Origin of the sequence: Alicyclobacillus sp. SP_1 (assembly GCF_024706985.1) — a bacterium.
Taxonomy (GTDB): domain Bacteria; phylum Bacillota; class Bacilli; order Alicyclobacillales; family Alicyclobacillaceae; genus Alicyclobacillus_I.
Window position 1 is genome coordinate 1 of record NZ_JAMCCX010000023.1, and the last position, 13,613, is coordinate 13,613.

Genomic DNA, 13,613 nt, shown 5'->3' on the forward strand with positions numbered 1-13,613 from the left:
GCTCTACTCCACATCAAGCCCACTTTTTTTTTTGAGCCATTCGAGTTGGGTCGAGAGTTTCCCAATCTTCGAATAGAGTTCTTCGGTTTCCTTTTCATGCTGCTTTTTCAAGACGGTCGTGCTCTTCTTCTCCTCATCCTCAAATACCGAGGCAAGATTTTCAAGAGCAGTCTTTTTCCATTTATGGAGCATGGTAAAATGAATGCCGTACTCTGATGAAATCTGGCTGACCGTTTTTTCCTCTTTCAAAAGTTCCACAACGACCTGTGCTTTGAATGCTGCCGTGTAATGTTTTCTCATATGCCGATTATAGCTTACATGACCCCTTTCAACTTGTCTGAATTCCTGGATCCACTATACTGCCGATGGGTACGACATGCCAATCCCCCAAGGTCAAGCCTTCGAATCGCCCACGTTCTCTGTCGCAGGGCGAGAGCGGCGGAGCCTCCGCCTCTCGCTTTACTCCGTTTTCTCCAACGCATCTCCGACGTGCACCGTCGCAGGAAGAATCGACGCGCCAAAGAGAACGGCCTGTTGGGTCCACCAAGCTTCCGGAAACGAGCGATCCGTTCGGCCGTACTCGTCGAGCGCATTCAGGAGCGCCTCGCGTTCGGTGCTTCGGATGCCGGAGAGGACGAGGAAGCGGGCGAGGGCGTCTGCTATCGTCCGGGGAGGGAGAGGGGGATCGACCAACGCTAGCAGGCGACAAGCTTCCGCGACGGCCACAGCATCCACCCACAGTTTTCGAGCATCGACTTCCGAGGCTTGAAGCTCTCGGGCCAGGTCGTCGGCGTGCGGTCCATCCAGCAGAAAGTCGACGATGAGGTCTGCGGTGAGAACTTTGTCGCTCATTCGAAGTCGCCCCCATCCGTGAACCCATCGACAGACGCATCGCGATATGTCCGATAGGCGACTTCGGTTTCTGCTGCATCGTCGTCTGCCGGACGAAGCATCCCACGCACCGAGGACACTTCAATCGCTTTCATATTCTCAATATAGATGCGACCGGACGCGTCGGAGCGAAACGCGATCCGGTCGTTCGGTTCGCATCCGAGCGCCTGACGCACGTCTTGCGGTAGGGTCAGCTGATATCGAGGAGAAACACGCGCGATCGACAACATAGACTTCGCCTCCAAACGTTAAAATGCATGTCACGAGGAAGTATAACATACACAAGATGAAACGAGAGACGGTCCAAAGCATGATGTCAGAAAAGTTTGAACAGTCAACATTACTAGCGATACGCATACATTATCGCTACTTAATGAGAACCTTTTTATGGGCGGAATGGAGGGTTCTTTTGGTCAAGTTTTGAGTATATTCAAGAGCACTTACCTTCTTTCGGAGGCGTACTCATCGGCGGTTGACCGCATGTCTCAAAGATGCTTACGAACGACCTTGGGTTGCACCTTCGAAACGATGCTGCCTTCTGCCATGATGCAGCTAAACGTCCCTGTGTCAGCAAATGCGATGAGATACGCAGAAGTACTACGTGTCTGCGGATCGCAGAATGAGAAGAAGCGTTGAGCGTGGATGTCTTCTGGTGGCGTGGACGTGTTCATTCAAAGAGTACGCAAGGTTCCTTTACTTCTTTCACCCTGACCCAGTACACTACCCTTCATGGGGGTGGCAAGGCTCTGGGATGGAGGAAGGTTCAAGACCGGAATACGTCCGTCTTCAGGACAAGAGGAGGATGCTGCATGGTGTTGTCTACGGGAATGTCTCGAAAGTTGGATAGTTTAGGAAGACTCGTACTACCCATCGAGTTGCGACGGACGTTGCAGATCGAAAACGGGGATTCGATTGAATTTTTCACCGACCAGGACCATCTTGTGCTGCGCAGATACACCGTGGGTTGTCTGTTTTGCGAAACGTACCACCTGGACACCGAAGGGGCTCGGTGGTACAAAGGCGCGTACCTTTGCCCCCATTGCCGGGAAGCGTTGAAAGCACTGGCCGAGGCGCATCCATCGTCTGCGAAGGCATGACCCATGCCACAAAAAAACCGCCGAAAGCCTTGCGGCCGTCGGCGGATGGGCTCGGCTCAGTGCACGAGCTTGTTTTGAATCGCTTTGGCCTCTTTTTCACTAAGGCCCGTCATGTCAACCACTTCGGCGAGGCTGGCTCCTTTGCGAAACATCCGCTCGGCAACCGTGGCCAACCCCTCCAGACGTCCTTCTTGACGCCCCTCTTGACGTCCTTCTTGACGTCCTTCTTGACGTCCTTCTTGACGCCCTTCTTGACGCCCTTCTTGACGCCCCTCTTGATACAGTTCTTCCGCAATTCTCGACACGCGTCTCAACTCCTTTTGCAACCGGATTCTTTGTTCAGCACTCAAAGAGTGTTCACCTAGCGCCAGCATGGTTCCGACGACGAGCTCGCGCTCCGTCTCGTCGGGCACCTGCGGGGTGAGCCGCAGTACGCGCTCCAATGCCTGAGGCTGGTTCCCGACGTGCATAGACAGCGCCAGAGCCAATCGCATTCGGTCACCCGGCTCCCATTGCCCCATGGTGAGGTGTTGTTCCACCTCGTCAAGGGCCACGTCGCCTTGTAGGGTCGACAGATACACATTTTCTACGCGGTACAAAGCGGTGCCGATGTCCAATTCTGACGGTGCATCCGTCACGTTCGAGTGATACAGCACCACCGTTCGGATAGTGGTCTCATACTGCCGCGCTAACCGAACATCGTATTCTAAGAACCGATACAGCGTCGATTCTCGGTTGCTTTGAAACTCTAAGTGAAAGATGGACCCATCCGTTCTTCGCCACGAGCGGTCCATGCGAAGCGTATTCGCTGGCAACTCGGTTGGCAGGAACTCTGCTAGCTCCACGTCATAGACGCCAAGCACTTCCAAAGCGCCGCCTGACAACGCGTGCGTTAAAGCTTTCATGAGCGTATCTTGTCCAGCCATTCGTACACTCCTTTGAGAGTAGTATAAGCCATTGCGTCAACTTCGACCATCCCCATCACACCGACACCTCGAGCAACGCATCGACGGCCGCGTCGCTACGCATCCAACCGCGCCTCGCTTCAAAGAACGTGCGGTGATGCAAAATCGTCCCATCCGCCAGCAGCGTGTGCAGCAGCATCATGACGGTGGTGGCTGCCATGAGGTTGGTCATCAGGCGCTGTGGGTTGGATACCGAGACCTCGCCGCAACGGACGTCGGTCGGCAGCTGGTCTTCCTCGATGAGGTCGGGGAAGACTTCGCCGGGGAACGGCAACACGGTCTGACCGTGACGACGCACACCGACGACGACTTGACCTTCCCAACCGCTGTTTTTCAGGTGCGCCAGTTGGTATCGGTCCAGGTGCTCCGGATGCTCCGGCATCGCGACCGCACTGTTCCCGCTGTCGATGTAGACGACGTCGGATTGTCGGTTCAACTGCTCGTGCAAGATGCGCCGTGTGCTGCCGTTGTCGACGCACGCGACGACGACGCTCTCCGGTTCGAACAAGCCTACCTCTGAGACGGGGGTTTCGTTGGTCACATAGTGCGGATACGCCGCAATCGACAAGCCGTAGGCTCGGGCGTAGCGTTCCGCGAGGACCGTCGCTTTCTTTTTCCCCACGTCGTGCGGCAAGAAGTACTGGCGCAAGAGATTCTTCTCTTCCACCGTATCGCCGTCCACGAGCAGGACGTCCGGAACGGACGCCCCTTGCTCTTTCAGGCTATAGAGAAGACGTGCCATCTGCTGCAACACGTAGCCTCCGGTGCCTCCGACGCCGATCAAGACGACGTTCTGCAACTGTCTTCGGTCGAGGACGTGCACGGGTTTGCTCATCGGGCCTCCTCCGTCTTCTTGAGGAAGTCTGTGTCAACCAGCGTCGATAAGTCGCCGTCGAAGAGGACCTCGGGAGCGAGCGGCCGGAAGTGACCACCGCAGGACATCCGAAACAGCAGATCCGGACGGTCCTTGTCACAGCGGCCGAGCACACCGTAGAGCCCCGTTCGCACCTCGTCCGCATCGTCCGTGCTGCTGAAGAACGCAGGCAATCGGCCGTGACTGTGGATGTGCGCGACGACAAAGAAGTCTTCGTGTTCCAACACCCCGCGACCGACGACGGAGACTGCGTTGGCATGCTGCTCGGGCCAGAGAACGGCAAATCCGCTTCGCCGATCATAGACCACGTACGCAAGATGCTCGACGTCCGGTTCTGCGTGACAGCGCGCGACGATGTCTCTTAAGCACGCGTAAGGCATCTTCGGGAGGTTCGCTTGAAACGCTGAGTCGGGTTCAAGCGTTCCCTGACCGCGCAGCGGGACTTGAAAGCGTCCCGTCTGCGTCTGCCGAATTTCCCACGTCGTACCGTGTGCGTCGAGATAGTGGTACACCGGTGGCACAGGATCGCTCGGTGGGGTCCGAAAGACCGTGAGCGGACGATCCGTTCCTTTTTTGTGCGCTTTGAGAACCGGCACGATGTGGCCGTTCTCTGCGTCATACACCAGTTCGCACCGTTCTTTCGTCAGCTCGGGAAACTGCTCTGCCAACCAGGCACGCACCGCTTCAAGCTTCATGGTACGACTCGGTACGTCCAGGCGATGCCCCGCATAGTAGACGACACGGTCGATCTCGTAGACGTCCGGTTCGGGTTCTTCTTTCGATGCAGCGGGTGCCGTGGTTTTCGTTTTTTTCTTCGATGCCGTTGGTTCGTCGCTCTTGAAAGCTTTCGCTTCTTCCTCAGGCAAAAGGTCAAAGATGGACATCTGGTCTTGGTGTTCGAGTGTCATCGTTTCATCGCTCCTTGGCGTGTTTTCTGTGCAGCGTGTGACCTTAAACACGGTATTGCCCGTGCCATTCCACCACCGTCGAGGAGAGTGGGATGAGCCACTCTGATCGGACCCCGTGCTCTGCTTCGACGGCTTCTAGAAACGCTGGGTAGTCTCGGTAAGGCGAGTTTTGAGAATGCCCTACGCCAAACAAGTCCCGGTTGTTCGGGGTTTGCAAAAACCCAAACAACATCTTTTCTTGAACGTCGTCGAGAGCGCACGTCGTCTCGTGCAACCCACTCCAACACACCGCCCCCGACGGATACACATTGGAGAACGGATAGCGATAGAGCGCGGTCGTTCCTCGCACGGTATCGTCAAGGGCAACGGCGAGTCGACCCTGGAGCACCCGTTGCGTCGTTTCTTCCCACACCACTTGGTAGACGAGCGTGGGATAGCGAAGGCAGTAGACGCGCTCTTGATACAGCGTGGGATAGTCGAAGGACGGCACATACGCTGTCACCGCATGTCGGAGGCTCGACGACGACTCCAGCGTGTCGAGCGCCAGGACGCGTTCCGGTAGACTGGTCAGACGCGTACGGCGCAGATCCACCTGCTTGAGTTGTTCGAGGATGAGCGATCGGTCCAGCAGTTTGAGCAGTTCCTGGATTCCCACCGTCTTATAGTGATGGACGCCGTTCTCCACAATCTCCAGTTGAGGCATCGCTTTCGGCGTCATCCGCAACGTCAGAGAATCCCCGCAAGCGTCGCCATGCACGTGCATCTGCAACGTGTTCATAGTAGTTTTCAACCTCCCAAATCGCGATAAGCGACATCCAGGCATCCATCAGAACGTCGTCGGTGGGTTCCGCAATGGCCCACCCAAAGCCTGAGGCATCGTCCTGTGTGTACCATGCGTCGTCCGTGGACTGACGGATCCAAAACAGAAAGTGTTGCCACGTGTCGAGCGTCTTTGGATCGGAACTCGAGAACCAGACAAAACACCACGTTTCTGCCTTGGTCCAGTCTCCGCGAAGGCGTCTGAGATCCTCCCACATCTCCACGTTTTCGGTGTGATCAAAATGCAGCTCTGCCTGCAAATCGACGCCGATGAGTTCCAGCAGCGTCTCCAGTTGCCCGGCATAAATCGACGCTCCATCGCCCCCGTTCCAATCCACGCCGTACGGCCAACCGCAGGTGTCGAGGGCATGTTTCGCTCCGGTGCGCCACAACACATCGCGCAAGCACAGCAGGTGCAGTAAGGAGGCTTCCAGGTGATATCGTTCCTCGTCGTCCATTACAGAAACTCCTCTCCGAGGCTGGGATCACAGCGAGCAGGCAGTCGAGACACGGCCGCTAAAAACTCAGACCATGCCTCCTCGTCCGCCTGAAACTGGGTTTGTACGGTGGCCGCATCCTCTTCCTCATCGGACAGCAGACGCCAGGCCGCACGAAAGGCATCGGTGGATAGGTTCCATAAGTCGTCGTTGGTGAACTCTTGAGAACGTACGTGCTCTAGGAGGGTTTTCCCTGCTTGGAGGAATTCGAGGTAGGTAGGGTCCGGGTCCGGCATCGCGCGTAACGCCTGCACGAGTCGATCCCAGTGAAGGTGAAGAAGACGTTCCATCGCTGTCGCTCCTTGTTCCTTCCCTGCAGCACGGAGGAAGGAAAACATTCCCGCCGTGCTCGGGTTAAACCGATTCAAAGGATTCCCTGCGGTCTATGCAAGCGACGATGTTTCGCCGGGTGAGCACATCATGCACGAACAAGCGTCCTTTTTGCGTCCACTCCGTTTGCAGTTGTATGCCGCGTTCTCCGCTGGAACGAGTGTACTGGACGGTGTGGGAGTGCGTGTAGCCCAGATGTTGATAGCGGGCATAGAGTACCCACTGACCGTTGATTTTGTACTGGACGCCCGCATCGTGCAGAATGAGATTGAGCCGTTTGCCGGAGAGTCCATAGTCCTTCGCGATCTGCGTGATGCAGACGGTGTCTTGGGACGCCAGAATCTGATCCACATAAGTCAACTTAGGCGCTGCTTCGGCCAGACACTGCTCCAAAGCGAGCTTGTCCGCTTCGAGTTGCTCGTTTCTCTCGACTTGCATAACCAAAGCTTTCAGCGCTTCCAGATACGTTTTCGGCAAGAGTGCGGAACCGTTCCCGTTCGTAGGTAGAAGTTCTTGTCGCATTCGGTCGAATTCCGCAATATAAGCCTCTTTGAATCTCATCGCATCTTGACCGGTGTAGCCCATGACCAATAAGGTGAATCCTTGCTCCGTCATGAGAAACTTAGGCATAACCCGGTGTTGTAGGTTGGTGTAGGAGGACTCCACGAAATGGTGGAGTCGAAATTCGACACTGCATCCAAGATCTCGAAGGTCTTGTAAGACTCTGTCGTGACGTTTCCCAAACACGTCGGCGACCGTCAGACTGTCTGTGACCGGTCGGTCGTTGGCTACGAACACGAGTTTCTTGTCCATGAGGCACCCTCCCGTGGTTTGGTGTGACGTACACTCCCCCACGGACCACGCCGGGGAGTGTTTCGGACCCGGCGTGACGGGTATCGATAGGACCTGTTGTTTTTTGGGTTAGTCTTCGTGCGGCAGCAAAAGCGTGATGACCGGTTCGAGGTCATCGCCCGGTCCGATCACGGCTTTGAGTAGCACGTCCACCGCTCGATGACCGCGCTGTACGCGCAGCGGATACTGGAACGTGTGGCCGTTGATGCGCCTTGCATACCACGCAAAGAGCGTCAACGCGTCCCACAACCGTCCGGTCACGGACTGACCGAGCCGTTCGTCGGCTTCGCTTGGGACGAAGACCTCCTCGTAGAGGGCTTTCGTGAGCGCCACCGGATAGCGTATCCTCGCTTCTTTGGAAAGCTCCGTGACGTCCACCAAGACGCCATCGTCCAAGGCTTGGGCTCGGGTATACACCGAGAGATACTCCATGTTGTTCACTCCTTCACGCCGATTGCTGTTCGGCTTGACGCATGGGCGATAACAGCCCAAGCACGGTTCCCTCTTCCTGAGTCCCAGGTTGCAGGACGATCGGTTGATTCGGTCCGTTCAGTTTCCACGAGACCGTCTCGCCGGGGCATTGTTTCAGGAACTGCGTTAAGAGCTTTGCATTGAGCAACAGCCGGTATGTTGGAGGTTCGGTGCACTCCGCATACGATACCTTGTCGACGCCGCTGCCAAACTGTTGGGAGCGAGAAGAGATGCGCACGCCGTCCGCTTCAAAGTCGAATTCGACTTTGGTGTACGTCTCGTCGGAAAAGACGGCGACGCCCTCGACGGCTTGCAACAACTCGACCCGATTCAGGCGCAGTTCGTGCGAAGCTCCTTGTGGCAGAATCCGCGACGTGTCGGGATACGTACCATCAAGCGCACGCATCACAGACCGATGCGCGTCGTCGTCCCAGGATACGGTGAGGGCGGACGGGCCGAATTCCAGTGAGACCCTTTCTTCCGCATCGTCCGGTAGGTGTTTGGCCAACGTGTCGAGCAGTTTGGCAGGCAGGACCCGGTCCACTCTGTCGGCATCGGTGTCTACGGGCAACGATACGGTCGATAACCGCATGCCATCGGTTGCCGTCGCAAAGAGCACAGAGCCATCGAGTTGAAACCGAACGCCCGTCAGAATGGGACGCGTCTCCTGGTCGGATGCCGCATAGGCGACCATGCTGATGAGCCGCTTTAAACGTCGAGCATCCATAGAGACCGTCGTCTGCATCGCTGCTTGATTGCCGAACGCGACAAAGAGCGTTGGATCGCAGCCGGAGAGACGAAGTTCGCGTTTCCCCGTGGTGACCAAGAGGTCCCAGTGTTCCGATGCCAGCGTCAGCGACGCCAAGCTCCGCCCGACGACGTCGTGCAGCATGCGGTAGGGGACACACACCTCACCGTCCTCCACGATGTGGACGTCGGATTCCATCACGCGTTCCCATAAGGTGACGCGGGTCGTGGCATCCGGATTCGTGGCCAAGAGATCGACGCGTGCTTGCGCTTGGTCGACCACAAGGCGGACGTTTTGGTGGCCTCTCGTGGAGTTTGGCACGACGTTCGGTCCAATCTCACGCAGCGCTTTCATCAAGGCATCCCGTTGCACGGTGAGTTTCATTTGGCATTCGCTCCTTTTTGGACCCACACCGCCGTGCAGGTCTGTTGAGTACAGAACCTGCGGCGGCAGGGAGAGCGATCTCATTCCACGTGTTTTAAGGAGGCACGTTCATCACACGCCCGGAAGTGACGTTCCATACGTTCCGTGAACGCTCGCTCCCACGTCTCATGGTCTTTCCAAGCTGACCAAATCCAATCGAGACAATGTTGGCGGTAGGTTTGCCATTCCCTTTCGGAGAGATGCGGCGGTCGCACCCAAGGCTTCGACAAAAACCCGAGTCGCTTCAAGTCTTCTGGAGAAAGCGATTCGGCAGGATGTCTTTTTCTTGTTTTGCCCGCTGGATACAAGCGTTCTTTCGCTTGTGCAAACGAAAGTTCGTGCAACGTCGCGTAGAATTGAATCACTCCGCCATGCGCACCACAGCGGTGACAATAGTACGCATCTTTGCTGGCACTCAAATAAAGGTGCCAATGCCTAGCATCGTCATGGCAAAAAGGACAGTGACTGCGATATTCCGAGGCACGTGACGTGCGACGGAGCGGCAGCTGTGCGGCTTGTGCAACGTCCAAAATATGAGCCAACGTCCTCATCCCACGTCACATCTCCTTTCCCATCGACGCCGTTTTCAGGCCGTCGAAGGATGGTTTTCCGAGAGTTCCGGAAGCACGTCACCAACACGAACATCTTGAAATTCTGTCCGCCACCGACCGTCGCCATCGCAGAGTGCGAAAAGCATCCAAGTCATGGCTTCATCGAATTCTTGCAGGTTGGTCATGTCGTTTCCTCCTCCTTGGTAAGAGGCCAGAAAACACAAAAAAGCGAACACCAAAATGCCCCTCGACTTCCCCATGGGAAATCCTCGAGACGCTTTTGCGTTCGCTTTTCATGAGCAGGCCAAAAAGAACCTGCGGTATGGTGTTTTCCAGCCTACTCGGCTTGGGTCTTTCGGCAGTTCGAAAAGCCTGCCAGCATGAGCACAGCGGGTCACTGCGCGAAGTGTATCACATCTGCGCCTGGACACTTTAATTTACCAGACTGCTGCGCAGAAGGCCATAGTGTAAGCAGTTTTACGTCTGCTCCGTGCCTGGGTACTGCTTTAACCCGAAGCTGGCACGTCAGGGTACAGGTGGTGCTTGGGAACCCAGGGACAACGACGGTGAGAGGCGACCTACGACGTCTATCAAGGTGTCGCTACGGAGTAGCCCTTGATGCATCCACAACTCGTCACGGAGTGACTCAGGCGCTGGGATGGAAAAAGTGTTGTACAACGTCATCATACTCCCTTCAAACCTAGAAAACAAGCCTACTCTCTCCCATCCATGGAACAAAGCGGTGGGCGTTCTTGAGAACGCTCGACCCGGCGGAGAAAGGGGCTCCAAAGCGGATTGTGCGAAACCCCAAAAGTCCTGAAGGCGCATCCAGAGCGCACAGAACGCAGGTACTTCCCACGAAACGCCCCCCGTTCCCATCCGCGTTCGAAACGAAAAAAGACCACCCCCTAGAGGAGTGGTCTTCAGTATGGCTCGGTGAGACACGATGATGGGCACCGAGGTTCAAAGCGCAAACAGCAGCAGTTGATCGTCGCTGACGCCTTGTTTTTTGAGCACTTTCTTGGCTTGACTTGGCAAGCGTTTCTTCCACTCGCCGAGCGTCACCGCTTCGGTCACCCTCGTGTCTTGAGGTAGGACCGCTTCAACCAGCACCGCTGGCGCTTGCGGCACGGGCTCTGCCAGCATCACGGCATCGACCACGCCCGCCAGTCGCTTCGTCTCCTGACCCAAGCGCTGCATGGCTCGTCCGATCTCGACTTGAAACTCTGCTTCCGCGAGCATCGTGACGCCCTGCGGAATGTCTTTGTCGGCCATGGCCATCCACTGACTCGATAAGTCTGCGACGTCGCAAAGACAATGGGCAATGGCGTAAGTTGAAGCCGATTGGCCATCCGTCGCCGTGAAGGCGGCCACTTCCGAGCGATCCAGGCGACCTTCGAGCAGCATCGCATGGGAGCGCTTGGCGAGCATCCGAGACAACTGAGCCATCTCGTAGGTGCCTTGGTACACGTAGTAGAACACCTTGCACTGGCGATGTTGGCCAATGCGCCAGGCGCGTCGTGCCGCTTGACGCATCGTCGCAATCTCGTCCGTGAACTGGTAGAAGAACAGCGACGGATGCGAGAGCAGATCGAGGCCGACTTCGACCAGTTTGGCGTTGCAGACGACCACGTCCACACCGCGTTCCAACGACCGTTCGAGCCAAGCGACGCGCTCTTCGGGCGCAACGCTCGCTGAGAGCGTTTCGGCTCGAATCCCGGCCTGTTGCAACACCTGCGTCAAACGCTTGTCCTGCTTGGCTTCGCCACTGTAGCGCACGTAGACGACGCAGCGTCGCCCCTGTGCCAGTTCGGCCTGAACGTCGGAGACGAGCTGGCGTTCTTTGGGCGTCCACTCGGTTTCGGATGACGTCGCTTGAAACGAAACGCATGCGTCGTCCGAGAGCCACACCGTCTGCGATTGATACGGCTGGTTGGCCGCATTCACGACGGCTGGGATGAAGGACGCAAACGCTCTGGAGTTCCCAAGCGCATACTGGCGTTTCATCTCGGCCTCCAAATCGATGTGGAACGCGTTATAGGCCGCTTCCTGTTCCGGATCCATCGCAACGAAGACGGGACGCTCTTCGAGTTCGACGAGCGGCAGACCGAGATCGCCCAGTTCCAAAAAGACGCATTGGTCGGCCAGATGCTGAACAAACAACCTTGGCGAGAGACCAGGGACTTCTTTGGGTGGATTCAAAATCACCCGACGTTCCGTCATCGATCCACCCACTTTGACGTCGTCTTGGTCGAACCGACCTCTTTGTTCCATCGTTCCGTACCGACGCACAAAGGCGTTCAGAGAACGAGGATGGAACCCATCTTCGAGCATCTTACCCGGTGCGATCCGCCAGAGCAGGTGATAGAGGCTGGAGGCTTTGCCGTCGGAGAGGGTGCCGGTGAGCCCAAGCACTTTTTTCGCGGCTCCGACGATGGCCCCCATGGCTTCTCCTTGTCCGCTGGCGTTCTTAAACTGATGCAACTCATCGACGATGACCAAGTCGTACCAACCCTTGAGATGCTGTTGGATGAAGGTCGCCGGAGCGAGTCGTCTCGTTCGCAGTCCGGACACGTTCTCCCGTTCGGGCACGAGGAAACGCATGAGGTTGTGCCCACATTCCGAGCAGTGATACTCCGTGACCGACTTCAAAAACTTCGGACGCTGGGTGGTCGGCTGATGGTGATTCAAAAAGACGGTACTGCCCGCCTTCGGATGCGTGACGTCAACCCATCCACTCGCCAGATCGGCAAATCCGAGCTTCGCTTCCTGCAAGGTCTCGAAATCCATTGCGCGACTGGGTAGCGTCTCGTGTTTCTCGACTTTGCGCTGAATGCCTCCGCAATCCGGACACACAAAGACGTCGGAGAGGATGCGGCCTTTCGTCGGAGCGGACTCGTACGAGGCGGGATTCGAAACCGCCATCCGTGCTCGGTAGACCAATGCAGGCGCTTTGGGCATGCCAAGTTTCGCCGTATCCCGAGACAGAAGATGAAACTCCAGTGGAGCCTTTTGGCCGTAGCGTACCGACGTGTTGCGGTAGCGTACCAAGTCTCGCCAAGAATCCAACACGCGCGTAGGCGCCTCCGGTAAGGTCCGTCCGATCTCATCCCGCACCCACTTCGGCACCGTAATCCCCGGTACTAACAGCAGGACCGCACACCCACGTTTCGTCCGTTGGGACAGCGCGTGGGCGACGGCGAGAGAAAGGATGCTCTTACCGGTGCCCATATCGGAACTGCAGAACACGCCCTTTTGCTGCGACAAACCGGTCAAAATGGCTTGAGCGGTATGCGCTTGGGCAGGGAACGGCGTGCGCGCCATCGTAGCCATGGCTGGGTCGATGGGTCGGTCGAGATCGTGCGAGGGCTTGGCCAAGGCTTCGACCGTCGTCGCCAGGTGCGGCGCATACGTCTGCAAGTAGTCGAGGACTCGGTAGTCTCCGTGGTCGTCCGCCTGCAGCGTGTCACGAAGGCTCGGAGCCTCGGTGATGCCTTCCGGCAGCACGAGAACACCCGTTGCAAGGAGTTCCGAGACGAGCGATACGGCTTCCGTTTCGGTCATCCGCAGGTCATACGCCTGACACCCTCGCCAAGCCTCAACCCGTGGGTCCGTCCAGACCGACAGTTCCGAGACCAAGCCTCGTTCTCGGCAGGTGTCCCAGATCGGTTTCGACCACTCGGCCAGGTAGGGTAGATGGAAGTCGTTCGCGAATCGCCGCAAAAACAGCGCTTCGATGGCACCGCCCTGCGGGTGCAAAAGAATCCGAGGCGTGTCGTCTTCCAAGACGTCGTCGACGGCGGCTTTCGGCAGCATCAACAGATGCGTCAGTTTCTTACTCAGCGGCCGCGCCACGAAACGGTGGTGCTGCTTTTTCGCTTGGAGACGTACGAACGGCTCGTAGTCTCGGGTCGAGGCAAAGACGTCCGTACGCTGTCCTTTGAGGATGCGCGCCGAGAGGGCTCTGGTACTTTGGTCCAAATCCAAGAGACCCACAGCCACCAGTTCGTGGACGCTGCCTTCTGTGGCGTTGCGCCAGACCAACAGGTGGGTTCTGGCTTCCATATCATTCTTGTCGTCTCGATATCGCAGTAGGAACATGTGGGTTCGACCCGCACACACGATCCACCGAGGCGTGTGCCCCGGCGGTTTTCTTGTGCCGGGGCGATTCGCCTCCTTTGGGATAT

General features: G+C 57.0%; 16 protein-coding genes. 1 reads left to right on the forward strand and 15 read right to left on the reverse strand.

Features of this window, described 5'->3' with window-relative positions; all coding sequences use genetic code 11:
- Positions 1-3 precede the first annotated feature (3 nt).
- The 3 genes from M4I36_RS07320 to M4I36_RS07330 form a co-directional block, all read right to left on the reverse strand.
- On the reverse strand, positions 4-300 hold the full coding sequence (locus M4I36_RS07320; RefSeq protein WP_258111080.1) for a transposase: 297 nt from the start codon (positions 298-300) through the stop codon (positions 4-6).
- Between the two features lie 159 nt (positions 301-459).
- On the reverse strand, positions 460-852 hold the full coding sequence (locus tag M4I36_RS07325; RefSeq protein ID WP_258111081.1) for a hypothetical protein: 393 nt from the start codon (positions 850-852) through the stop codon (positions 460-462).
- Positions 849-1,121 (reverse strand): AbrB/MazE/SpoVT family DNA-binding domain-containing protein, encoded by a 273-nt coding sequence (locus M4I36_RS07330; RefSeq protein WP_258111082.1) that lies wholly within the window; start codon positions 1,119-1,121, stop codon positions 849-851. The genes M4I36_RS07325 and M4I36_RS07330 overlap by 4 nt, the downstream gene beginning before the upstream one ends.
- 579 nt (positions 1,122-1,700) lie before the next feature.
- Here M4I36_RS07330 and M4I36_RS07335 point away from each other — a divergent pair.
- Positions 1,701-1,988 carry an AbrB/MazE/SpoVT family DNA-binding domain-containing protein gene (locus tag M4I36_RS07335; RefSeq protein WP_258111083.1) on the forward strand — a complete coding sequence of 96 codons (288 nt, stop codon included), beginning with the start codon at positions 1,701-1,703 and terminating at the stop codon, positions 1,986-1,988.
- A gap of 56 nt (positions 1,989-2,044) precedes the next feature.
- On the opposite strand, the gene M4I36_RS07340 is transcribed toward M4I36_RS07335, so the two are convergent.
- The 12 genes from M4I36_RS07340 to M4I36_RS07395 all read right to left on the reverse strand — a co-directional run bounded on the left by M4I36_RS07340 (position 2,045) and on the right by M4I36_RS07395 (position 13,527).
- Entirely contained in the window at positions 2,045-2,914 is an 870-nt protein-coding gene (locus M4I36_RS07340) for an RpnC/YadD family protein (RefSeq protein ID WP_258111084.1), read from the reverse strand.
- 55 nt (positions 2,915-2,969) lie between these two features.
- Positions 2,970-3,788 (reverse strand): ThiF family adenylyltransferase, encoded by an 819-nt coding sequence (locus tag M4I36_RS07345; RefSeq protein ID WP_258111085.1) that lies wholly within the window; start codon positions 3,786-3,788, stop codon positions 2,970-2,972.
- On the reverse strand, positions 3,785-4,735 hold the full coding sequence (locus M4I36_RS07350; protein WP_258111086.1) for a Mov34/MPN/PAD-1 family protein: 951 nt from the start codon (positions 4,733-4,735) through the stop codon (positions 3,785-3,787). Before M4I36_RS07350 ends, M4I36_RS07345 begins: the two co-directional genes overlap by 4 nt.
- A 43-nt stretch (positions 4,736-4,778) precedes the next feature.
- Positions 4,779-5,513: a hypothetical protein gene (locus tag M4I36_RS07355; RefSeq protein WP_258111087.1), complete on the reverse strand. Its 735-nt coding sequence runs from the start codon at positions 5,511-5,513 to the stop codon at positions 4,779-4,781.
- Complete coding sequence (locus M4I36_RS07360; RefSeq protein WP_258111088.1) at positions 5,395-6,012, reverse strand: hypothetical protein; 618 nt, start codon at positions 6,010-6,012, stop codon at positions 5,395-5,397. The genes M4I36_RS07355 and M4I36_RS07360 overlap by 119 nt, the downstream gene beginning before the upstream one ends.
- The gene (locus M4I36_RS07365; RefSeq protein WP_258111089.1) at positions 6,012-6,341 is read right to left on the reverse strand and encodes a hypothetical protein; all 330 of its coding nucleotides are present in this window, start codon (positions 6,339-6,341) and stop codon (positions 6,012-6,014) included. The genes M4I36_RS07360 and M4I36_RS07365 overlap by 1 nt, the downstream gene beginning before the upstream one ends.
- Before the next feature lie 64 nt (positions 6,342-6,405).
- Positions 6,406-7,194 carry a phage antirepressor KilAC domain-containing protein gene (locus M4I36_RS07370; RefSeq protein ID WP_258111090.1) on the reverse strand — a complete coding sequence of 263 codons (789 nt, stop codon included), beginning with the start codon at positions 7,192-7,194 and terminating at the stop codon, positions 6,406-6,408.
- 108 nt (positions 7,195-7,302) lie between these two features.
- Positions 7,303-7,665, reverse strand: coding sequence for a DUF6573 family protein (locus M4I36_RS07375; protein ID WP_258111091.1), 363 nt, complete (start codon positions 7,663-7,665; stop codon positions 7,303-7,305).
- Positions 7,666-7,678: 13 nt separating this feature from the next.
- Positions 7,679-8,836: a DNA polymerase III subunit beta gene (dnaN, locus tag M4I36_RS07380; protein WP_258111092.1), complete on the reverse strand. Its 1,158-nt coding sequence runs from the start codon at positions 8,834-8,836 to the stop codon at positions 7,679-7,681.
- Positions 8,837-8,916: 80 nt separating this feature from the next.
- Positions 8,917-9,426: a CHC2 zinc finger domain-containing protein gene (locus tag M4I36_RS07385; protein WP_258111093.1), complete on the reverse strand. Its 510-nt coding sequence runs from the start codon at positions 9,424-9,426 to the stop codon at positions 8,917-8,919.
- Between the two features lie 35 nt (positions 9,427-9,461).
- A complete protein-coding gene (locus tag M4I36_RS07390) occupies positions 9,462-9,611 on the reverse strand; it encodes a hypothetical protein (protein WP_258111094.1) in 150 nt (49 codons plus the stop codon).
- Between the two features lie 778 nt (positions 9,612-10,389).
- Positions 10,390-13,527 (reverse strand): DEAD/DEAH box helicase, encoded by a 3,138-nt coding sequence (locus M4I36_RS07395; protein ID WP_258111095.1) that lies wholly within the window; start codon positions 13,525-13,527, stop codon positions 10,390-10,392.
- Positions 13,528-13,613: the final 86 nt, after the last annotated feature.